Origin of the sequence: Pseudomonas hormoni (assembly GCF_018502625.1) — a bacterium.
In the GTDB taxonomy this organism is placed as follows: domain Bacteria; phylum Pseudomonadota; class Gammaproteobacteria; order Pseudomonadales; family Pseudomonadaceae; genus Aquipseudomonas; species Aquipseudomonas hormoni.
In genome coordinates, this window is record NZ_CP075566.1 from 1,440,303 (window position 1) to 1,461,392 (window position 21,090).

Below are 21,090 nucleotides of genomic sequence, written 5' to 3' on the forward strand. Positions count from 1 at the left end.
CATGAAAGCTTTTACCCAGCACACTGGTCTTGTCGCGCCTCTGGATCGTGCCAACGTCGACACCGACCAGATCATCCCGAAGCAGTTCTTGAAGTCGATCAAGCGCACGGGTTTTGGCCCGAACCTGTTCGATGAATGGCGTTATCTGGATGTGGGCCAGCCATATCAGGACAACTCCAAACGCCCGTTGAACAAGGACTTCGTCCTCAATGCCGAGCGTTATCAAGGCGCCAGCGTGTTGCTGGCCCGCGAAAACTTCGGTTGCGGCTCCAGCCGTGAACACGCGCCGTGGGCGCTGGAAGAGTACGGTTTCCGCAGCATCATTGCGCCGAGCTACGCCGACATCTTCTTCAACAACAGCTTCAAGAACGGCTTGCTGCCGATCATCTTGAGCGACGCTGAGGTTGATGAACTGTTCCAACAGGTTGAAGCGAATCCTGGCTACCAATTGCAGGTAGATCTGCAAGCCCAGACCGTGACCCGTCCGGACGGCAAAGTGTTGAGCTTCGAAATCGACGCATTCCGTAAGCATTGCCTGCTCAATGGCCTGGATGACATCGGTTTGACCTTGCAGGACCACGAGGCGATTGCGACGTTTGAAGCCAAGCACCGGGCTAGCCAGCCGTGGTTGTTTCGCGACGCGTAAGTTTGCGTAAGGCGTGATGACGCCATCGCCAGCAGGCTGGCTCCCACATTGATTTGCGGCGTTCACAAAACCCTGTGGGAGCGAGGCTGCTCGCGATGACGGCAGCTCAGACAACACATATATCAAGGATATGACTATGACCAGCACCGCCCAGCACGCTCAGGTTGTACAAAAGCAATTCGGTGAACAGGCCTCGGCCTATCTGAGCAGCGCCGTTCACGCTCAAGGCACCGAATTCGCACTGCTACAAGCCGAAGTGGCCGAGCAGGGCGATGCTCGGGTACTGGACCTGGGCTGCGGCGCCGGTCATGTGAGTTTCCACGTGGCCTCGCTGGTGAAAGAAGTGGTGGCCTACGACCTCTCGCAGCAAATGCTCGACGTGGTCGCTGCCGCAGCCGTTGATCGGGGTTTGAGTAATGTGACCACGGTCCTCGGCGCCGCCGAACGCCTGCCGTTCGCCGATGGCGAGTTCGATTTCGTCTTCAGCCGTTATTCGGCGCACCATTGGAGCGATCTCGGCCTGGCCCTGCGTGAAGTTCGCCGGGTGCTGAAGCCGGGCGGTGTGGCGGCGTTCGTCGACGTGTTGTCACCGGGCAGCCCGTTGTTCGACACTTACCTGCAAAGCGTCGAAGTGCTGCGCGACACCAGCCATGTGCGCGATTATTCCGCCGGTGAGTGGTTGCGTCAGGTCAGCGAAGCGGGGTTGCACACTCGCACCACTACGCGCCAACGCCTGCGTCTGGAGTACAACAGCTGGGTCGAGCGCATGCGCACGCCACAAGTGATGCGCGCCGCGATCCGCGAGTTGCAGCAGTCGATGGGCAACGAAGTGCGCGAATATTTTGAGATTGAGGCCGATGGTTCGTTCAGTACAGATGTGCTGGTACTGATGGCTGAACGATAGGCTCTGAACGATTGCCGTCGAAAGATAGAATTTTTCCGGGTGTGCTCAAAGGGCACACCGACTGAAGACATGAGGAAAGCATGAGCAAGCAGATTCTGATTCTCCCGGGTGATGGTATTGGTCCGGAAATCATGGCCGAAGCGGTCAAGGTGCTGGAACTGGCCAACGACAAGTACAGCCTGGGCTTCGAGCTGAGCCACGATGTGATCGGCGGCGCCGCCATCGACAAGCACGGCGTGCCACTGGCCGACGAAACCCTGGAGCGTGCTCGCGCAGCCGACGCTGTCTTGCTGGGCGCCGTGGGCGGTCCGAAATGGGACACCATCGAACGTGACATCCGTCCTGAGCGCGGCCTGCTGAAAATTCGTGCGCAACTGGGTCTGTTCGGCAACCTGCGCCCGGCGATCCTGTACCCGCAACTGGCCGAAGCTTCCAGCCTGAAAGCGGAAATCGTTTCCGGTCTGGACATCCTGATCGTTCGCGAACTGACTGGCGGTATCTACTTCGGCGCGCCACGCGGCACCCGCACCCTGGAAAACGGCGAGCGTCAGTCCTATGACACGCTGCCGTACAGCGAAAGCGAAATCCGCCGCATCGCCCGTGTCGGTTTCGACATGGCCATGGTGCGTGGCAAGAAGCTGTGCTCGGTGGACAAGGCCAACGTCCTGGCTTCCAGCCAGTTGTGGCGTGAAATCGTCGAGGAAGTGGCCAAGGATTACCCTGAAGTCGAACTGAGCCACATGTACGTCGACAACGCCGCCATGCAACTGGTGCGTGCACCGAAGCAGTTCGACGTGATCGTCACCGACAACATGTTCGGCGACATCCTGTCTGACCAGGCGTCGATGCTCACCGGTTCCATCGGCATGCTGCCGTCGGCTTCCCTGGACACCAACAACAAGGGCATGTACGAGCCTTGCCACGGTTCGGCGCCGGACATCGCGGGCAAAGGCATTGCCAACCCGCTGGCGACCATTTTGTCGGTGTCGATGATGTTGCGCTACAGCTTCAACCAGCAGGGCGCGGCGGACGCGATCGAGAAAGCCGTCAGTCTGGTTCTGGACCAAGGCCTGCGGACGGGCGACATCTGGTCGACCGGTTGCACTAAAGTCGGTACGCAGGAAATGGGTGACGCAGTAGTCGCCGCGCTGCGGAATCTGTAATCTCTCGGGCCCGCTGCAACTTTCACTCTTGAAAGCAGCGGCCCACTTTTTAAAGAAGGTGTAGTTGCGATGAAACGTGTAGGTCTGATCGGTTGGCGCGGTATGGTCGGTTCCGTGCTCATGCAGCGGATGCTGGAAGAGCAGGATTTCGATCTTATCGAGCCGGTGTTTTTCACCACTTCCAATGTCGGTGGCCAAGGCCCGTCCGTGGGCAAGGACATTGCTCCGCTCAAGGACGCTTACAGCATTGAAGAGCTGAAAACCCTCGACGTGATTCTGACCTGCCAGGGTGGCGACTACACCAGCGAAGTGTTCCCGAAGCTGCGCGAAGCCGGCTGGCAGGGTTACTGGATCGACGCCGCTTCCAGCCTGCGCATGCAGGATGACGCAGTGATCGTGCTGGACCCGGTGAACCGCAAGGTCATCGACCAGCAGCTCGACGCGGGCACCAAGAATTACATCGGCGGCAACTGCACCGTCAGCTTGATGCTGATGGGCCTGGGCGGTCTGTTCGAAGCCGGCCTGGTGGAGTGGATGAGCGCCATGACTTATCAGGCGGCCTCCGGTGCCGGCGCGCAGAACATGCGTGAACTGATCAAGCAAATGGGCGCGACCCACGCTGCTGTCGCCGATCAACTGGCCGACCCGGCCAGCGCCATCCTCGACATTGACCGCCGTGTGGCCGAAGCCATGCGCAGCGATGCGTACCCGACCGAAAACTTCGGCGTACCGCTGGCCGGCAGCCTGATCCCGTGGATCGACAAGGAACTGCCGAACGGTCAGAGCCGCGAAGAGTGGAAGGCCCAGGCCGAGACCAACAAGATTCTCGGTCGCTTCAAGAGCCCGATCCCGGTGGACGGTATCTGCGTGCGCATCGGCGCCATGCGCTGCCACAGCCAGGCGCTGACCATCAAGCTGAACAAAGATGTGCCGATCGCCGACATCGAAGGGCTGATCAGCCAGCACAACCCTTGGGTCAAACTGGTGCCGAACAACCGCGACATCAGCATGCAGGAGCTGAGCCCGACGAAGGTCACCGGCACCCTGAATGTTCCGGTGGGTCGTCTGCGCAAGCTGAACATGGGTTCGCAGTTCGTCGGCGCGTTCACCGTCGGCGACCAGCTGCTGTGGGGCGCGGCCGAGCCGCTGCGTCGCATGTTGCGGATTCTGCTTGAGCGTTGATTGATTGAAGTAATCAAAGAGCCCGTGCCTTGAAAGAGGTGCGGGTTTTTTTATGGGCAACATTCTGACGTTGATCGGTTGCCTGACCCGGCCCCATCGCGGGCAAGCCCGCTCCCACAGTGGTTGGTGTCATACACAAAATTTGTGTACACCGCTGAAAACTGTGGGAGCGGGCTTGCCCGCGATGGGGCCGGAACAGGCGCCGCAAATCTCCACCGAATTGCCTGCGTGCCCACCACCCGGTAAAGTGCCGCTCCCCCCGTTTCGCCAGAGGTAGAACCATGAGCCAGTCCTTTGATATTGCCGTGATCGGCGCCACCGGTACTGTCGGCGAAACGCTGGTGCAGATTCTCGAAGAACGCGACTTTCCGGTCGGCAACCTGCATCTGCTGGCCAGCAGCGAATCCGCCGGGCATTCAGTGCCGTTTCGCGGCAAGAACGTGCGGGTGCGGGAAGTGGATGAGTTCGACTTCAGCAAAGTGCAGTTGGTTTTTTTCGCCGCAGGCCCGGCGGTGACCTTGAGTTTCGCCTCGCGCGCCACAGCCGCCGGTTGCTCGTTGATCGATCTGTCCGGCGCCTTGCCGGCCGATCAGGCGCCACAAGTGGTGCCGGAAGCCAATGCCCAGGTGTTGGCCGGTCTGAAAAAACCGTACCAGGTCAGCAGTCCAAGCCCATCGGCCACCACGTTGGCCGTAGTGCTCGCACCGTTGCTCGGTCTGCTCGACCTGCAGCGCGTCAATGTGACCGCCAGTCTGGCCGTTTCTGCCCAGGGGCGCGAAGCCGTCACTGAACTGGCCCGGCAAACCGCCGAACTGCTCAATGTGCGTCCGCTGGAGCCGACTTTCTTCGACCGGCAGATGGCTTTCAACCTGCTGGCGCAAGTCGGCAAGCCGGATGATCAGGGCCATACGCTGCTGGAAAAGCGCCTGGTGCGTGAACTGCGTCAGGTCATGGCTTTGCCTTTATTAAAGATTTCCGTCACTTGCATTCAAGCCCCGGTGTTTTTTGGCGATAGCTTTAGCGTGACCTTGCAGTCAGCAAGCGCTGTGGACCTGGCGAAAATCAACGAAGCGCTGGAAGACGCGCCGGGTATCGAACTGGTAGAAGCCGGCGATTACCCGACCGCGGTCGGCGACGCGGTGGGGCAAGACGTGGTCTACGTCGGTCGGGTTCGCGCTGGAATCGACGACCCGTCGGAACTTAATTTGTGGCTGACGTCAGATAACGTACGCAAAGGCGCGGCGCTCAATGCTGTGCAGGTGGCTGAATTGTTGATAAAAGACCTGCTGTAAAAGATACTTGGCAACAATTTGCAGAATGATTCTGGCCGGGCACCATGCCTGGCCGGATTGCTGAAGGCGAGTCACCCTGCGGGGCTTTCCGGGGCATGAAAGAAATGATCGCGCGCGACGACCCTTCGCCGCCGCGCGCAATGCCTTACGGCAGCGACTATCAACACCTTCTCGCTGGCCGAGGAATGTTCAGACAAAGGATGAGGCTATGGTTCAAGTTCGCAAACTGGTGTTAGCAATAGCGGCCGCCTCGGCGCTGTCCTCCGGTATGGCGCATGCGCTCGGGCTCGGGGAATTGACCCTGAAATCGTCGCTGAACCAGCCGCTGGTGGCGGAAATCGAGCTGCTCGACGTCAAGGACCTCACCGCTGCCGAAGTGGTGCCGAGCCTGGCGTCGCCGGAAGATTTCGCCAAGGCCGGTGTCGATCGCCAGGCGTTTCTCAACGACCTGAGCTTCACCCCGGTGCTCAACGCCAGTGGCAAAAGCGTCCTGCGTGTGACGTCCAGCAAGCCGCTGTCCGAACCGATGGTGAAATTCCTGGTTCAGGTGATGTGGCCCAACGGTCGCCTTCTGCGCGATTACAGCGTGCTGCTCGATCCGTCCAAATTCTCGCCGCAAACCGCTGAAGCGGCTGCGCAACCGGCACCGACCCAGACGGTCACTGCACCCGTGACCGGCGCCACCAAACCGACCCAATACACCACCACGCCACGCGATACCCTGTGGGAAATCGCCGAGAAGGCGCGTAATGGCGGCTCGGTTCAGCAAACCATGTTGGCCATCCAGGCGCTGAACCCGGATGCGTTCATCAACGGCAACATCAACCTGCTGAAGACCGGTCAGGTCCTGCGCCTGCCGGATCAGACGCAGGCCACCAGCGTGCCGCAACCCAAGGCGATTGCTGAAGTCGCCGCGCAGAACACCGCGTGGCGTCAGGGTCGTCGCTATGTAGCCAAGCCTGGTACAGGGCAGCAGCAACTCGACGCGACCAAACGCGCTCGCGGTGAAGGCGCTCCTGGGCAGCCCGCCAAGGACAATCTGAGCCTGGTGTCTGCCGAGTCCGGCAAGGCCGGTGGCAAAGGTGCGGCAGGTGATGCGAAGGCCTTGAGCAACAAACTGGCAGTGACCCAGGAAAGCCTCGACACGACCCGTCGTGACAACGCTGAACTGAAAGGCCGCATGACCGATCTGCAAAGCCAGTTGGACAAGCTGCAACGCCTGATCGAGCTGAAGAACAATCAACTGGCCAAGTTGCAGGCTGAAGGTGCTGCGGGTGCGCCGGCTGCTGCGACGACGGCTCCGGCCATCTCGGCCGAATTGAGTCCGAGCCCTGCGCCAGTCGCAGCCGCGCCGGCAACGCCTGCCCCTTCGGCGGCGGCCCCTGAAGCAACGCCGGCCCCGGCCGAGACGCCAACCGAGCCAGCGCCTGCAACATCTGACGACCAGAAGTTCAACGAACTGCTGACCAATCCGTGGTTGCTGGGCATGGTCGGTGGCGGGGCGGTGGTTGTGCTGCTGTTGCTGCTGTTGCTGGCCCGTCGCCGCAAAGCCCAGCAGGAAGCCGAAAAACACCTGCGCATGGCCCGTGCGTTGTCCGAGGAGCAGGAGTTCTCTGCTGATCTGGACTTGCCTGAAAGCAGCTTTGAAGGTCTGGAAGTGCCGCCGCCAAGCGTGAAGCTCGCGACCGCACCGGCTCCTGCACCAGCGCTGACCCCGGCACCGGCTCCAGCTCCAGTGATTGCGCCAGTGGTGGTAACGCCGCCGATTGCCGCACCACTGGTCGCGCCTGCCGCTGATCGCGATGACGACGTGCTGACCAAGGCGCAGTCGCACATGGCCGCCGGTCGCCTGAATCAGGCTGCTGCGTTGCTGGAAGACGGCATCAAACAAGAACCTCAGCGCAGTGACCTGCGTCTGAAGCTGATGGAAGTCTACGGTCAGCAGGGCGATCGCGATGCGTTCGTGGCCCAGGAGCGTCAGCTCGTGGCCAACGGCGAAAACTTTGCCCGTGTCGAAGAGCTGAAAAGCCGCTTCCCGGCCATGGCGGTCGTCGTGGCGGGTGGTCTGGCTGCTGCGGCCGTCGCTGCCGAGCTGGACGCCCAATACGTCCAGGATCTGTTGAAGGACGAGCCCGAAGAACCGGCACCGGCACTGGCCGATGACGACTTCGACAGCGCGTTTGATCTGAGTCTGGATGATCTGGAAACGGCCTCTCCTGCGGTGGTTGCACCTGAGTCGGCGCCTTCGCCAGAGGCTTTGGCCGAACTGGATGAATTCCCGCTGGACGACGACCTGAGCTTTGAGTCGGTGCTGCAGCAGCAGACCGAAATCAAGGAAAACCTCGACGACCTGTCGGACTTCGATCTGGACATGGACCTCGGTGGAGAGCCGTCGTCGGGGATCCTCGCTGAAGACGATTTCCTGTTGAGCCTGGATGACGACGTCAAGGACTTGCCTGCTGCTGAAGTGCCGGCCGCTCCTGAGGTAGCGCTGGATGATCTGGAGCTGCCGGCGGATTTCGATCTGTCGCTGGCCGATGAAATGGATGCTCCGGATGCATTCGCGGCTGAGCTGGATGACGTCAACGCCGAGCTGGATCGTCTGTCCCAGAGCATTGGCGAACCAACCTTTACCGCAGAAGACGCATTGGCTTCCGCCGCTGACGAGCCGGAATTCGATTTCCTCTCCGGCACCGACGAAGTCGCCACCAAACTCGATCTGGCCCAGGCCTACATCGACATGGGCGACGCCGACGGCGCACGGGACATCCTCAACGAAGTCGTGACCGAGGGTGATGCGGGTCAGAAGAGCGAAGCGAAGGAAATGCTGGCGCGTCTGGCTTGATGAGTCAGTAAGTTGTAAAAAAAACGGCAGCCCATTGAGGCTGCCGTTTTTGTTTGAATGATAATGCGATGGTGTTTGTCGGGATGTCTTCGCGGGCAAAGCTCGCTCCTACAGGTTCGGTGATCCCCGTAGGAGCGAGCGGTGCGGCGATCCGACTTGGCCGCGAAGCTTTTTGGCTCAAGCCAACAAATCCTCATAAAACGCACCAAACGGCCGGGTAGGGTGGGCGATCTGGATTTCCAGAATCCACAGCCCGACATTCGGACACTCCTCGAAATTGCCCAAATCCCCGGCACGATAAATCGCATGGGGAAAATCACTGACCCGGTGCCCCTTGATCTCCAGGTTCAACTTCCAGCCCATCTCCGTTGCCTGTTCGTCGGCGTAACGGTACAACTCGGGGCCGGCCACTTGCCGGGTGCGCCAGTAATCGTGAACCTGATCGAACAACGTCTTGGCTGCCGTCGCGCACGCCTTCATTTCGGGATCGTTGCCGACGACAAACGTTGCGCCAGAGTCGCCTTCATGGCGATCCCAGACGACGCCGAGGTCGATAAAGAAAATGTCGTTCTCCGCCAGTACCGGATCGCCTTCGGAACGTTGCTTGAAGGTTTTCAGGGTGTTTTTGCCAAAGCGGATCTTCGAGGGGTGCCAGATGCGATCCATCCCTAGCTCGTTCAATACTTCAAGGCTCATGGCCAGCGCCTCGGATTCGCGCATGCCGGGTTTGATGCGTCGGGCCATCTCGTCGATGGCTTCCCACGTCTTGCGTTTGGCGTGCACCATGCCTTCCAGGCTGTAAGCCAGGCCGACGGCTTCTTTGAGGAGTGCGGTCATCGTCAGGTCTCGGTGGTTTTCTGTTTTTCGTTGTGTATTTATCTATATAGCGAAATCTGCATGGGCACCGCAACGGCACAAACATCACACGCCTCTGGCGTCCCGGTCCGGCGGCCTTATAATGCCCGCCTTTGCGTACATCAGCAGGCTGTCACTCCTTGGCAAATATAGATAACCCGGCTGCCGAAATGGCGGCCGACGGCTTTTTCCGCATCGCCTTGGGCGTTGAATACAAAGGCTCGCGCTTTCGCGGCTGGCAGCGTCAGGCGTCCGGTGTGCTCACGGTGCAGGAAACCCTGGAAAAGGCTTTGTCCAAAGTCGCCGACTCACCGGTGTCGCTGCTCTGTGCCGGGCGTACGGACGCGGGCGTGCATGCGTGCGGCCAGGTGGTGCATTTCGACACGCAGGTCGAGCGTTCGATGAAAGCCTGGGTCATGGGCGCCAACATCAACTTGCCCCACGACGTCAGTGTCAGCTGGGCCAAGGTCATGCCGGCGCATTTCCATGCGCGGTTCAAGGCCATCGCCCGGCGCTATCGCTACGTGATCTACAACGATCAGATCCGCCCGGCGCACCTGAACGAAGAAATCACCTGGAATCACCGCCCCCTCGACGTCGAGCGCATGGCCGAGGCCGCGCAATACCTGGTCGGCACCCACGATTTCAGCGCTTTCCGCGCGGGCCAGTGCCAGGCCAAGTCACCGATCAAGGAGCTGCATCACCTGCGCGTCACGCGCCACGGCAAGATGATCGTGCTGGATATTCGCGCCAGCGCCTTCCTGCACCACATGGTGCGCAACATTGCCGGGGTACTGATGACCATCGGCGCCGGCGAGCGTCCGGTGGAGTGGATGAAAGAAGTGCTGGAGAGCCGGATTCGCCGTTCCGGCGGGGTGACGGCGCATCCATTCGGCCTGTATCTGGTGCAGGTCGAGTACCGCGATGAGTTCGAATTGCCCGAGCGTTACATTGGCCCACACTTCCTGACCGGTTTCGCCGAACTTGACGGCTGACGCCCTCGAACGCATTTGTTACCATCCGGGACTTTCCCGGATTTGCCCTGAGGTTTTATCGACATGTCAGCCGTTCGCAGCAAGATTTGCGGGATTACCCGCATAGAAGATGCGTTGGCGGCGGTCGAGGCTGGCGCGGATGCGATCGGGTTTGTGTTTTACGCCAAGAGCCCACGGGCCGTGACGTTCCAGCAGGCGCGCGACATCATCAAGGCGCTGCCGCCGTTCGTGACTACCGTGGGTTTGTTCGTCAACGCCAGCCGTTGCGAGTTGGGCGAACTGCTCGATGCCGTGCCGCTGGACTTACTCCAGTTTCATGGCGATGAGACCGCTGCCGACTGTGAAGGCTGGCACCGGCCGTACATCAAGGCGCTGCGGGTCAAGGCCGGCGACGATATCGCGGCGGCATGCGATGCGTTTCCGAGCGCGAGCGGTATCCTGCTCGACGCCTACGTTGAAGGCGTACCCGGCGGAACCGGCGAAGCATTCGACTGGTCTCTGATACCGCAAGGCTTGAGCAAACCGATCATCCTGGCGGGCGGCTTGACGCCGGACAATGTCGCCGAGGCGATTGCAAGGGTCCGGCCTTACGCCGTGGACGTCAGCGGTGGGGTAGAGGCGAGCAAGGGCATCAAGGATCACGCAAAGATTCAGGCATTCATCAAGGCTGTACGTAGTAGCACGTAGTTGATGTGACGGCTGGCAGACTGCCGCCGTCCCAAAATGCACTGCGCTGCACAAAGCAGGCACGGCTGAGGATTGATGGGTTGTACGCAGGTCACGCTTCACTGACCCGGCCATCCACCGATCATCGCCACACACATGAATTTAGCTCAAGGGCATACGCGGGGCTGCGAACCAGAGCGTTCGGGCCGCCGGTACTGGAGAAAGAAAGCATGAGCAACTGGTTAGTAGACAAACTGATCCCTTCGATCATGCGTTCCGAGGTCAAGAAGAGCTCGGTGCCTGAAGGTCTGTGGCACAAATGCCCGTCTTGCGAGGCTGTGCTGTATCGTCCGGAGCTGGAAAAGACCCTGGACGTTTGCCCCAAGTGCAACCACCACATGCGTATCGGCGCTCGCGCCCGTATCGACATTTTCCTCGACGCCGAAGGCCGCAATGAGCTGGGTGCGGACCTGGAGCCGGTCGACCGCCTGAAATTCCGTGACGGCAAGAAGTACAAGGACCGTCTGACCGCTGCGCAAAAGCAGACTGGCGAGAAAGACGCACTGATCTCCATGAGCGGCACCCTGCTGGGTATGCCGGTGGTGGTTTCGGCCTTCGAATTCTCCTTCATGGGCGGTTCCATGGGTGCCATCGTCGGTGAGCGCTTCGTGCGCGCCGCCAACTACGCCCTGGAAAACAAATGCCCGATGATCTGCTTCGCCGCTTCCGGTGGTGCGCGGATGCAGGAAGCCCTGATTTCCCTGATGCAAATGGCCAAGACCTCCGCGGTGCTGGCGCGTCTGCGTGAAGAAGGCATACCGTTCATCTCCGTGCTGACCGACCCGGTCTACGGCGGCGTTTCCGCCAGCCTCGCGATGCTTGGCGACGTGATTGTCGGTGAGCCGAAAGCCCTGATCGGCTTCGCCGGCCCGCGCGTGATCGAGCAAACCGTTCGCGAAAAACTGCCGGAAGGCTTCCAGCGCAGCGAATTCCTGCTGGAGCACGGTGCGATCGACATGATCATTCACCGCCAGGAACTGCGTCCGCGTCTGGGCAACCTGCTGGCGCAACTGACCGGCAAGCCGACGCCGAAATTCGTCGCTGCACCCATCGAGCCGATCGTGGTTCCGCCGGTGCCTGCAAACATATGACCCAACGCACCCTTGGCGAGTGGCTCGCCTACCTTGAGCAGTTGCACCCTTCGGCCATCGACATGGGGCTGGAGCGCTCGCAACAGGTAGCGTCCCGCATGGGGCTGGGCAAGCCGGCGCCTCGGGTGATCACGGTCACCGGCACCAACGGCAAGGGTTCTACCTGCGCATTCGTGGCTTCGTTGCTGCGGGCGCAGGGTCTGAAAGTTGGTGTCTATAATTCTCCGCACCTGCTGCGTTACAACGAGCGGGTGCAGGTCAACGGCATCGAAGCGACTGATGCCGAGCTGTGCGAGGCCTTTGCTGCGGTAGAGGCGGGTCGTGGCGAGACGTCCCTGACGTATTTCGAGATGGGCACCCTGGCGGCGTTCTGGCTGTTTCAACAGTCCGGGCTTGATGCCGTGGTGCTGGAAGTCGGCCTGGGCGGGCGTCTGGATACGGTCAACGTGGTGGATGCCGACATGGCGCTGGTGACCAGCATTGGCGTTGATCACGCCGATTATCTGGGCGACACCCGTGAATCCGTGGCATTTGAGAAAGCCGGCATCTTCCGCCAGGGCGCGCCTGCGCTCTGTGGCGATCTGAATCCTCCTCAACCTCTGCTGGACAAGGCGCGCGAGCTGGCTTGCCCGTTTTTCCTGCGGGGTCGCGATTTTGACCTCGGTGTGACCGATCACAGCTGGCGATGGCGCGGTCTGGACGCTCAAGGGCGTGTGGTCGAATTGCGTAATTTGCCGTTGCTCGATCTGCCGATGGAAAACGCCGCACTGGCGTTACAAGCCTATCTGCTGCTCGGTTTGCCTTGGGTGGATGCGCAAATTATTGATGCCCTGAAAGCCACGAAAGTGGTCGGGCGTCTCGATCGCCGACAATTCGACTGGCAGGGCAAGCGTCTGAACCTGTTGCTGGATGTGGGGCATAACCCTCATGCGGCCGAGTATCTGGCTCGTCGCCTGGCGAGCCGGCCACCGGTCGGCAAGCGTCTGGCAGTGTTTGGATTGCTGGCGGACAAGGATCTGGATGGTGTTGTCGGCGAATTGAATGCTAGTGTCCAGCACTGGGCCGTTGCGCCGCTGGATTCACCGCGGGCGCGGCCGGTTGCCGATTTGCACGGAGCGTTGCAGAACCTTGGTGCGTCGGTAACGTCCTATGACAGCGTGGCCGCCGCCTTGGAAGGGCAGTGCGCGCTGGCGACGAGTGACGACGAGATTCTGTTGTTCGGATCATTTTATTGTGTTGCCGAGGCCCTTGAATGGCTGGCCCGGCGCTCCACGGAGGAAGCGGCAAATGGCATTGCTGGATAAGGCCTACAAACAGCGCATGGTCGGCGCCCTGGTGCTGGTGGCGCTGGCAGTGATTTTCCTGCCGATGCTCTTTTCCCGTCAGGATGAGCAGCGTCAGGTCACGGTCGAAGCACCGGCTGCGCCGCAGGCGCCTTCGGTGCCGCAGGTTCAGGTTGAGCCGGTGGTCGTGCCCGAGCCTCAAGCCTTGCCGCAAGAACCCGTGCCGAGTGATGACGACATCGCCCAGCAGGAAGAGCCATCGATACCGGTCGCACCGACGGCGCCCGTCACGCCTGCGCCTGCCGTGAAACCGGTAACGCCGCCTCCGGCACCGGCTCCGGTCAACAAACCAACGACTGCGCCAAGCCAGCCGATCACTGCCGCACCGGGCAAGCCGGACACGACTCAAAGCCGCGTCGACGCCAATGGCCTCTCGGTCAGCTGGTCGGTGCAACTGGCCAGCCTGTCGAACCGTGCCAGCGCGGAAAACCTGCAAAAAACCCTGCGCAGCCAGGGTTACAACGCCTACATTCGAACGGCTGACGGCAAGAATCGGGTGTTCGTCGGGCCACTGATCGAGCGTGCAGAAGCCGATCGTCTGCGCGACTTGTTGAACCGTCAGCAGAACCTCAAGGGTTTTGTGGTGCGCTTCCAGCCTGAGCGCGGTTGAAAACTATCGCCCCGATTTGAAATGCACTGACAATCGCAGCTTACCGATAAGCATGGGCTCTGCTAAAATGCGCCGCCTTATCCGTCTGTAGGCTGCACTGTGCCATTTACCTGGGTTGACTGGGCGATCGTTGCAATCATCGCCATCTCCGCATTGATCAGTCTGAGCCGCGGCTTCGTCAAGGAAGCATTATCGCTGGTGACCTGGATCATTGCAGGAGTCGTCGCCTGGATGTTCGGTGGTGCATTGTCCGAGTACCTCGCCGGATACATCGAAACGCCATCGGCTCGCGTGATAGCGGGCTGCGCAATAATGTTTGTCGCCACGCTGATCGTAGGCGCAATGATCAATTATCTTATCGGCGAATTGGTTCGCGTTACCGGGTTGTCCGGGACCGATCGATTCCTCGGCATGGCCTTCGGCGCCGCGCGTGGCGTGTTGCTGGTGGTCGTGGCGGTCGGGCTGTTGAGCCTGGGGCCGGTACAGCAGGACGGGTGGTGGCAACAGTCGCAGCTCGTGCCAAAATTTCTATTGGTCGCAGACTGGTCCAAAAACCTGATCCTCGGGTGGAGCAGTCAGTGGCTTGCCAGCGGTATCAGCGTACCCGCTGAAATACCGTTCAAGGAGCACCTCTTGCCGACGGCCAAAATGCCTCAGTGAGTTGTGTTCAGTTCAGATCCATTAAGTAGGGGTTGCGTCGCATGTGTGGCATCGTCGGTATCGTCGGTAAGTCGAACGTCAATCAGGCGCTGTATGACGCGCTAACCGTCCTCCAGCACCGCGGCCAGGACGCTGCCGGTATCGTGACCAGCCATGACGGCCGGTTATTCCTGCGCAAGGACAACGGCCTGGTGCGTGACGTGTTCCATCAGCGTCACATGCAGCGTCTGGTCGGCCACATGGGCATTGGCCATGTGCGTTATCCGACCGCGGGCAGCTCGACCTCGGCCGAAGCTCAACCGTTTTACGTCAACTCGCCTTACGGCATCACCCTGGCGCACAACGGTAACCTGACCAACGTTGAACAGCTGGCCAAGGAGATTTACGAATCTGACCTGCGCCACGTCAACACCAACTCCGATTCGGAAGTGCTGCTGAACGTGTTCGCGCACGAACTGGCCCAGCGCGGCAAGCTGCAGCCGACCGAAGAAGACGTGTTCGCCGCCGTGACTGACGTGCACAACCGGTGCGTGGGTGGTTACGCCGTCGTGGCGATGGTGACCGGCTACGGCATCGTCGGTTTCCGCGACCCGCACGGCATCCGCCCGATCGTCTTCGGTCAGCGTCACACCGACGAAGGCGTCGAGTACATGATCGCCTCCGAAAGCGTGTCCCTGGACGTGCTCGGTTTCACCCTGATTCGCGACCTGGCACCGGGCGAAGCGGTCTACATCACTGAAGACGGCAAGCTGCACACCCGTCAGTGCGCGACCAACCCGTCCCTGACCCCGTGCATCTTCGAACACGTCTACCTGGCGCGTCCGGATTCGATCATCGACGGCGTGTCGGTCTACAAGGCCCGTCTGCGCATGGGTGAGAAGCTCGCCGAGAAGATCCTGCGCGAGCGTCCGGATCACGACATCGACGTGGTCATCCCGATTCCGGACACCAGCCGCACCGCGGCGCTGGAACTGGCGAACCACCTGGGCGTCAAGTTCCGCGAAGGCTTCGTGAAGAACCGCTACATCGGTCGGACCTTCATCATGCCGGGCCAGGCTGCACGGAAAAAATCCGTACGCCAGAAGCTCAACGCCATCGAACTGGAATTCCGCGGCAAGAACGTGATGCTGGTGGACGACTCGATCGTTCGCGGCACCACCTGCAAGCAGATCATCCAGATGGCCCGCGAAGCCGGTGCCAAGAACGTCTACTTCTGCTCCGCGGCACCGGCCGTTCGCTACCCGAACGTCTACGGCATCGACATGCCGAGCGCCCACGAGCTGATCGCCCACAACCGTTCGACCCAGGACGTGGCGGATCTGATCGGCGCAGACTGGCTGATCTATCAGGACTTGCCTGACTTGATCGAAGCGGTAGGTGGCGGCAAGATCAAGATCGACAAGTTCGATTGCGCGGTGTTCGACGGCCAGTACGTCACCGGCGACGTCGACGAGGCTTACCTGAACAAGATCGAGCAGGCACGTAACGATGCCTCCAAGGTCAAGACGCAGGCAGTCAGTGCGATCATCGATCTGTACAACAACTGAGTAACTACCGGCCCTGAGGGGCCGGTTTTGTATCTACCAATAAAGAGCAAGGCAAGGAGTGACAGCATGAGTCAGGATTGGGATGCCGGTCGGCTGGACAGCGACCTCGAAGGCGTAGCGTTCGATACCCTGGCCGTACGCGCCGGACAGCACCGTACGCCGGAAGGCGAACACGGTGATCCGATGTTCTTCACTTCCAGCTATGTATTCCGTACCGCCGCCGACGCGGCCGCGCGCTTTGCCGGGGAAGTGCCGGGCAACGTTTACTCGCGTTACACCAACCCGACCGTTCGCGCGTTCGAAGAGCGCATTGCCGCGCTGGAAAGCGCTGAGCAAGCGGTGGCCACCGCCACCGGCATGGCCGCGATCATGGCGGTGGTGATGAGCCTGTGCAGTGCTGGCGACCATGTGCTGGTATCGCGCAGCGTTTTCGGTTCGACCATCAGCCTGTTCGAGAAGTACTTCAAGCGCTTCGGCATCGAAGTCGATTACGTGCCTCTGGCGGACCTGTCCGGCTGGGATGCGGCGATCAAGTCCAACACCAAATTGCTGTTCGTCGAGTCGCCGTCCAACCCGCTGGCCGAGCTGGTGGATATCGCCGAATTGTCGAAAATCGCTCACGCCAAAGGCGCGATGCTGGTGGTGGACAACTGCTTCTGCACGCCTGCGTTGCAGCAGCCGCTGAAGATGGGCGCGGACATCGTCGTGCACTCGGCGACCAAGTTTATCGACGGCCAGGGCCGTTGCATGGGCGGCGTTGTAGCCGGTCGTAGCGAGCAGATGAAAGAAGTGGTCGGTTTCCTGCGCACTGCCGGGCCAACCTTGAGCCCGTTCAATGCCTGGATTTTCCTCAAGGGCCTCGAAACCCTGAGCCTGCGCATGAAGGCGCACTGTGCCAATGCCCAGCAACTGGCCGAATGGCTGGAGCAGCAGGACGGTATCGAAAAAGTCCATTACGCCGGCCTGAAAAGCCACCCGCAGCACGAGTTGGCTCAGCGTCAGCAGAAAGGTTTCGGCGCCGTGGTGAGTTTCGAGGTCAAGGGTGGCAAAGAGGGCGCCTGGCGCTTTATCGATGCGACCCGGTTGATTTCGATTACCGCCAACCTCGGCGACAGCAAGACCACCATCACCCACCCGAGCACCACCTCCCATGGCCGTCTGGCGCCTCAAGAGCGTGAAGCGGCGGGCATTCGTGACAGCCTGATCCGCATTGCAGTCGGTCTGGAAGACGTGGCTGACCTGCAGGCCGATCTGGCGCGCGGGTTGGCTGCCTTGTGATCGAGTTGTCCATCCCGACTACCGGTTCCAATGGCCGTGTTGCACTGGTGACCGGTGCAGCGCGGGGCATCGGTCTGGGGATCGCGGCCTGGCTGATCAGCGAAGGCTGGCAGGTGGTGTTGACGGACCTGGATCGGGTGCGCGGTTCGAAAGTGGCGAAGGTGCTGGGTGAGAACGCCTGGTTCATCGCCATGGACGTCTCGAATGAAGGGCAGGTCGCGCTGGGCGTTGCCGAAGTGCTGGGGCAGTTCGGGCGCCTGGATGCGCTGGTATGCAATGCGGCAGTGGCCGATCCGCACAACAACACTCTGGAAAGCCTTGATCTGGCTTACTGGAATCGGGTGCTGGCGGTGAATCTCAGTGGGCCGATGCTGTTGGCCAAGCACTGTGCGCCGTACCTGCGTGCTCACAGTGGCGCGATCGTCAACCTGGCCTCGACCCGTGCCGGGCAGTCAGAACCCGACACAGAGGCTTATGCGGCGAGCAAGGGCGGGCTGTTGGCCCTGACTCACGCGTTGGCGATCAGCCTGGGTCCGGAAGTTCGCGTCAATGCCGTCAGTCCTGGCTGGATCGATGCGCGGGACCCTGCGGTGCGGCGTGCCGAGCCACTCACCGAAGCTGACCATGCACAGCATCCGGCGGGCAGGGTGGGGACGGTCGAGGACGTGGCGGCGATGGTGGCCTGGCTGCTGTCGAAGAATGCGGGTTTCGTCACGGGCCAGGAGTTTGTGGTCGATGGCGGCATGACCAAGAAGATGATTTACAGCGAGTAATGGGGCAGGGGCGTTGCCCCGAATGACACGATTTTGTCTTTTTCAGAAAAACTTCAAGCGGGCTATTGACTTAGCTTCGTTAGGTGCGTAAATTTCGCGGCCTCAGAGAAGCAAAGGGTGATTAGCTCAGCTGGGAGAGCGTCTGCCTTACAAGCAGAATGTCGGCGGTTCGATCCCGTCATCACCCACCACTTCTTGAGAGTCTTGCGAAAGCAAGATGGAAGCTGAAAAGCCTCCACCGACGCGCAGCGGTAGTTCAGTCGGTTAGAATACCGGCCTGTCACGCCGGGGGTCGCGGGTTCGAGTCCCGTCCGCTGCGCCATATTTTCCGAGTCAGGTTTATCCCTGATTTGAGATTGAAAGAGAGATTGAAAAGTCTCGGAGCTTCAATCAGACGAGTTAGGACGCAAGTCCAAAGCGATACGCAGCGGTAGTTCAGTCGGTTAGAATACCGGCCTGTCACGCCGGGGGTCGCGGGTTCGAGTCCCGTCCGCTGCGCCATATCTGCCTCAAGGCCCACTGAACGCCTTGGAGCTACGAAGGAAACCACTGGTTTATCTTCGCGTCGATAGCAAAGACCCTGGTCGAAAGACCGGGGTTTTTTGTGTCTGAAATTTGCCTTTCTGCAGTTTCCGAACGTTGTCCTCCCCCCCTTTGATACGACTCCTCCAAACAAACTTGATCATCATTCGTCGATGCGCTTTCGCTCGCTCGGTTGTCCGTGCTGGAGCTATCTGCTGTCTACGATGACTGTAAGGCCTTCCTGTTCTCCAAGTTGTCTATAGATCGAAGTAGCGTTGCCGCAGACGTGTGTTCGCTATTGGCATTTTCAGTTTTGTTAAGTGTCTCAGTGTATCTAAATACCCACTTGATACAGTGTGATACAAACGCCGAACAAACCAATAAATCAGCGCTCAATTAGCATAAGGTTAGTGTTTTTAAATCTTTTGGTGTCCGCGTGGTTTCTACCATACTCCGCCGCCAGGGAGGCAAACGCTGGCTTCTATCAGCCGCTAGTCCTTGCCCAATAATTTCAAGTCCCATTGTTTTCGTACTTATATAAGTGCGTGGGACTTTCCGTGCTCGGAGTTGAATGGCGTGCCCGTACAGTTATTGCCCGGAGCGAGCGATCGCGTGTCGGATGTTCATAGTTTGCTCGACCGGGAAGTAGTGGTCGAACTTCGCAGCATCAGCAAAGTTTATAAGTCATTGCGAAGGAATGATTTGCTGCAGGCCATAGACGACGTCACCCTCAAGGTATTTCGCGGCGAAGTGCTGTGCTTGATGGGAGCCTCCGGCAGCGGCAAGTCGACACTCTTGCGCCATATCAACAGATTGATTGAGCCCACCCGGGGTGAGGTGCTCATCGGTGGTGAAGATATCAGCACGCTGTCGGGCAAGGCCTTACGAGACCTCCGATCACGGCGCATCGGCATGGTCTTTCAGCACTTCGGTTTACTGCCGCACCGTAGCGTTCGCGACAACGTAGCGTTGCCGCTGGAGCTGCGCGGTGAGGCCGAGGCAATCCGAAACGCTGCCGCTGATAAAGAGCTGCGAGCCGTGGGGCTTGAAGGTTGGGGCGACCACTATCCTCATGAGCTATCGGGCGGTATGCAGCAGCGGGTCGGGCTGGCTCGCGCATTGGTGACCCATCCCGACATTCTGTTGATGGACGAGCCATTCAGTGCGCTGGACCCGACTATTCGTCGCGACCTGCAAAGTCACTTCTTGCAACTTGTTCGCGAACGGGGAATCACCGCGCTGCTGGTGACCCATGATCCCGCCGAAGCCTTGCGCCTTGGCGATCGGGTTGCGGTGCTGCGGGGTGGCAAGCTGATTCAGGTTGGCTCGTGCGAACAGTTATTGCAGCATCCGGCTGATGACGAGGTTGCTGACTTTTTCCGTGACGCCACTGTCGCGCCAATCCGGCGACCGGCCCCGAAAAAAACTCCGCTGCGTCCCGTGTCCGACCCGCCATTACCTCGATCGGGCCATCCGACACTTCATAAATGGCAAGCGTTGTTGCTGGGCCCCGCGACCTTCGCTGCCTATGGGCGAGGCGCTATGTTCTGGCTGATGTTTGCCCTGGAGTTGGCAGCTGTGGCGCTGTTCGGGCATGGATGGTTGACGCAGCAATGGTCTATCGCTCTCGCCGGTGCCGTCATCGGTGTTGCAAGCCGAGTCGTGAGTGTTTCGTGGGCGACGTCGGCAGTGCGGACCGTCAGTAATGCCTGGGTTTTACCTGTGGTGTTGCTCTTGGTCGGCCAGGCGTTAGTGGCATGGCGCGTGTTCTCGCCGGACACCCTTGGCGTCCTGCAGCAGTTCCCGGTTCATCGTGCCTCGATGCTGGCGACAGCCGGTGCGATCGACCAATTGATCGTTTGGTCGCAAGTCACCTTCGAGAGCAGCTTTGTTGGCGTCATCGTGGCCGTCCGTTCTGTGATCGAGGGCATCGAAAGCGTCCTTGGCTGGCTGCCATGGCCAGTGCTGACACTGACGGTGATCGTACTTGCGTGGCGCTCTGCCGGCCTGACATTGGCGCTCGTCAGTGCGGCAGCGATGATGTACATCGGCTTGTTCGGCTTCTGGGACAGAACCGTAGCGACATTGGCATTGGTGGGAGCCTCCGTGTTCATTTCGCTGGTGATTGGTGTACCGGTGGGCATTGTGTTGGCCAGGAAGCCGCTGCTGCGCCGAATCGTCACGCCGATACTCGATGTCATGCAAACCTTGCCGACCTTCGTCTACTTGATCCCTGCGGTGGCTTTTTTCTCTGTGGGCAAAACGCCAGCAGTGATCGCCACGGTGATTTTTTCCCTGGCACCGATGATTCGCCTGACGGCGCTGGGTATTCAGGAAGTCCCGAAAAATGCCATCGAGGCTGCTGTCGCCCACGGGGCCACGTCATGGCAGACGCTGCTCAAAGTCGAATTGCCGTTGGCCGCCCGGTCGTTATTGCTCGGGGTCAATCAGACACTGGTCATGAGCCTTTCGATGGTCGTTGTCGCGGCGTTGATCGGTGCCGGGGGGCTGGGGTACGACGTGATGACGGCGCTGCGCAATATCAAAGGGGGCGAGGGCATGTTAGCGGGTATCGCCATTGTGTTCTGTGCCTTGATCCCCGATCGCATTATTCAATCAACTCTGCGTGAGCAGGACCGCACCTTCAATCAAAAGTGA

Annotated in this window: 17 protein-coding genes and 3 tRNA genes; 19 read left to right on the forward strand and 1 reads right to left on the reverse strand. The window is 60.2% G+C overall.

What is annotated here, in order from left to right:
• Position 1 precedes the first annotated feature (1 nt).
• The 6 genes from leuD (at position 2) to KJF94_RS06675 (ending at position 8,032) form a co-directional block, all read left to right on the forward strand.
• Positions 2 to 646, forward strand: coding sequence for a 3-isopropylmalate dehydratase small subunit (leuD, locus tag KJF94_RS06650; protein WP_157711688.1), 645 nt, complete (start codon positions 2 to 4; stop codon positions 644 to 646).
• 136 nt (positions 647 to 782) lie between these two features.
• A complete protein-coding gene (locus KJF94_RS06655) occupies positions 783 to 1,550 on the forward strand; it encodes a class I SAM-dependent methyltransferase (RefSeq protein ID WP_214382080.1) in 768 nt (255 codons plus the stop codon).
• Between the two features lie 80 nt (positions 1,551 to 1,630).
• A complete protein-coding gene (gene leuB, locus KJF94_RS06660) occupies positions 1,631 to 2,713 on the forward strand; it encodes a 3-isopropylmalate dehydrogenase (protein ID WP_214382082.1) in 1,083 nt (360 codons plus the stop codon).
• 69 nt (positions 2,714 to 2,782) lie between these two features.
• Positions 2,783 to 3,895: an aspartate-semialdehyde dehydrogenase gene (asd, locus tag KJF94_RS06665; protein ID WP_046026895.1), complete on the forward strand. Its 1,113-nt coding sequence runs from the start codon at positions 2,783 to 2,785 to the stop codon at positions 3,893 to 3,895.
• Positions 3,896 to 4,176: 281 nt separating this feature from the next.
• Positions 4,177 to 5,187, forward strand: a complete 1,011-nt coding sequence (locus KJF94_RS06670; RefSeq protein WP_214382084.1) for an aspartate-semialdehyde dehydrogenase — start codon at positions 4,177 to 4,179, stop codon at positions 5,185 to 5,187.
• A gap of 208 nt (positions 5,188 to 5,395) precedes the next feature.
• The gene (locus KJF94_RS06675; RefSeq protein WP_214382086.1) at positions 5,396 to 8,032 is read left to right on the forward strand and encodes a FimV/HubP family polar landmark protein; all 2,637 of its coding nucleotides are present in this window, start codon (positions 5,396 to 5,398) and stop codon (positions 8,030 to 8,032) included.
• Positions 8,033 to 8,209: 177 nt separating this feature from the next.
• On the opposite strand, the gene KJF94_RS06680 is transcribed toward KJF94_RS06675, so the two are convergent.
• Positions 8,210 to 8,869: a M24 family metallopeptidase gene (locus KJF94_RS06680; protein ID WP_214382088.1), complete on the reverse strand. Its 660-nt coding sequence runs from the start codon at positions 8,867 to 8,869 to the stop codon at positions 8,210 to 8,212.
• A 188-nt stretch (positions 8,870 to 9,057) separates the two neighbouring features.
• Between KJF94_RS06680 and truA the strand changes: the two genes are divergently transcribed.
• From truA to KJF94_RS06745, 13 genes are all read left to right on the forward strand, one after another.
• Positions 9,058 to 9,882, forward strand: a complete 825-nt coding sequence (truA, locus tag KJF94_RS06685) for a tRNA pseudouridine(38-40) synthase TruA (protein ID WP_214384750.1) — start codon at positions 9,058 to 9,060, stop codon at positions 9,880 to 9,882.
• 63 nt (positions 9,883 to 9,945) lie between these two features.
• Positions 9,946 to 10,569 (forward strand): phosphoribosylanthranilate isomerase, encoded by a 624-nt coding sequence (locus KJF94_RS06690; protein ID WP_214382090.1) that lies wholly within the window; start codon positions 9,946 to 9,948, stop codon positions 10,567 to 10,569.
• Between the two features lie 209 nt (positions 10,570 to 10,778).
• Complete coding sequence (gene accD, locus KJF94_RS06695) at positions 10,779 to 11,699, forward strand: acetyl-CoA carboxylase, carboxyltransferase subunit beta (RefSeq protein WP_214382092.1); 921 nt, start codon at positions 10,779 to 10,781, stop codon at positions 11,697 to 11,699.
• Positions 11,696 to 13,003, forward strand: a complete 1,308-nt coding sequence (gene folC, locus KJF94_RS06700; protein WP_214382094.1) for a bifunctional tetrahydrofolate synthase/dihydrofolate synthase — start codon at positions 11,696 to 11,698, stop codon at positions 13,001 to 13,003. The genes accD and folC overlap by 4 nt, the downstream gene beginning before the upstream one ends.
• Complete coding sequence (locus KJF94_RS06705; RefSeq protein ID WP_214382096.1) at positions 12,987 to 13,652, forward strand: SPOR domain-containing protein; 666 nt, start codon at positions 12,987 to 12,989, stop codon at positions 13,650 to 13,652. The genes folC and KJF94_RS06705 overlap by 17 nt, the downstream gene beginning before the upstream one ends.
• Before the next feature lie 99 nt (positions 13,653 to 13,751).
• A complete protein-coding gene (locus KJF94_RS06710) occupies positions 13,752 to 14,312 on the forward strand; it encodes a CvpA family protein (protein ID WP_214382098.1) in 561 nt (186 codons plus the stop codon).
• Between the two features lie 41 nt (positions 14,313 to 14,353).
• Positions 14,354 to 15,859: an amidophosphoribosyltransferase gene (gene purF / locus KJF94_RS06715; RefSeq protein ID WP_007935163.1), complete on the forward strand. Its 1,506-nt coding sequence runs from the start codon at positions 14,354 to 14,356 to the stop codon at positions 15,857 to 15,859.
• Positions 15,860 to 15,925: 66 nt separating this feature from the next.
• Positions 15,926 to 17,137, forward strand: a complete 1,212-nt coding sequence (locus tag KJF94_RS06720) for an O-succinylhomoserine sulfhydrylase (RefSeq protein ID WP_214382100.1) — start codon at positions 15,926 to 15,928, stop codon at positions 17,135 to 17,137.
• Complete coding sequence (locus KJF94_RS06725) at positions 17,134 to 17,910, forward strand: SDR family oxidoreductase (protein WP_214382102.1); 777 nt, start codon at positions 17,134 to 17,136, stop codon at positions 17,908 to 17,910. The genes KJF94_RS06720 and KJF94_RS06725 overlap by 4 nt, the downstream gene beginning before the upstream one ends.
• 115 nt (positions 17,911 to 18,025) lie before the next feature.
• Positions 18,026 to 18,101, forward strand: a tRNA-Val gene (locus tag KJF94_RS06730).
• Positions 18,102 to 18,155: 54 nt separating this feature from the next.
• A tRNA-Asp gene (locus KJF94_RS06735) sits at positions 18,156 to 18,232 on the forward strand.
• A 102-nt stretch (positions 18,233 to 18,334) separates the two neighbouring features.
• Positions 18,335 to 18,411, forward strand: a tRNA-Asp gene (locus tag KJF94_RS06740).
• 633 nt (positions 18,412 to 19,044) lie between these two features.
• Positions 19,045 to 21,090 carry an ATP-binding cassette domain-containing protein gene (locus tag KJF94_RS06745; protein ID WP_250548295.1) on the forward strand — a complete coding sequence of 682 codons (2,046 nt, stop codon included), beginning with the start codon at positions 19,045 to 19,047 and terminating at the stop codon, positions 21,088 to 21,090.

What these genes read in the sequence shown, in the direction of transcription:
- leuD (WP_157711688.1), top strand. Translation starts at nt 2, where the DNA reads ATGAAAGCTTTTACCCAGCACACTGGTCTTGTCGCGCCTCTGGATCGT.
- KJF94_RS06655 (WP_214382080.1), top strand. Translation starts at nt 783, where the DNA reads ATGACCAGCACCGCCCAGCACGCTCAGGTTGTACAAAAGCAATTCGGT.
- leuB (WP_214382082.1), top strand. Translation starts at nt 1,631, where the DNA reads ATGAGCAAGCAGATTCTGATTCTCCCGGGTGATGGTATTGGTCCGGAA.
- asd (WP_046026895.1), top strand. Translation starts at nt 2,783, where the DNA reads ATGAAACGTGTAGGTCTGATCGGTTGGCGCGGTATGGTCGGTTCCGTG.
- KJF94_RS06670 (WP_214382084.1), top strand. Translation starts at nt 4,177, where the DNA reads ATGAGCCAGTCCTTTGATATTGCCGTGATCGGCGCCACCGGTACTGTC.
- KJF94_RS06675 (WP_214382086.1), top strand. Translation starts at nt 5,396, where the DNA reads ATGGTTCAAGTTCGCAAACTGGTGTTAGCAATAGCGGCCGCCTCGGCG.
- KJF94_RS06680 (WP_214382088.1), bottom strand. Translation starts at nt 8,869, where the DNA reads ATGACCGCACTCCTCAAAGAAGCCGTCGGCCTGGCTTACAGCCTGGAA.
- truA (WP_214384750.1), top strand. Translation starts at nt 9,058, where the DNA reads ATGGCGGCCGACGGCTTTTTCCGCATCGCCTTGGGCGTTGAATACAAA.
- KJF94_RS06690 (WP_214382090.1), top strand. Translation starts at nt 9,946, where the DNA reads ATGTCAGCCGTTCGCAGCAAGATTTGCGGGATTACCCGCATAGAAGAT.
- accD (WP_214382092.1), top strand. Translation starts at nt 10,779, where the DNA reads ATGAGCAACTGGTTAGTAGACAAACTGATCCCTTCGATCATGCGTTCC.
- folC (WP_214382094.1), top strand. Translation starts at nt 11,696, where the DNA reads ATGACCCAACGCACCCTTGGCGAGTGGCTCGCCTACCTTGAGCAGTTG.
- KJF94_RS06705 (WP_214382096.1), top strand. Translation starts at nt 12,987, where the DNA reads ATGGCATTGCTGGATAAGGCCTACAAACAGCGCATGGTCGGCGCCCTG.
- purF (WP_007935163.1), top strand. Translation starts at nt 14,354, where the DNA reads ATGTGTGGCATCGTCGGTATCGTCGGTAAGTCGAACGTCAATCAGGCG.
- KJF94_RS06720 (WP_214382100.1), top strand. Translation starts at nt 15,926, where the DNA reads ATGAGTCAGGATTGGGATGCCGGTCGGCTGGACAGCGACCTCGAAGGC.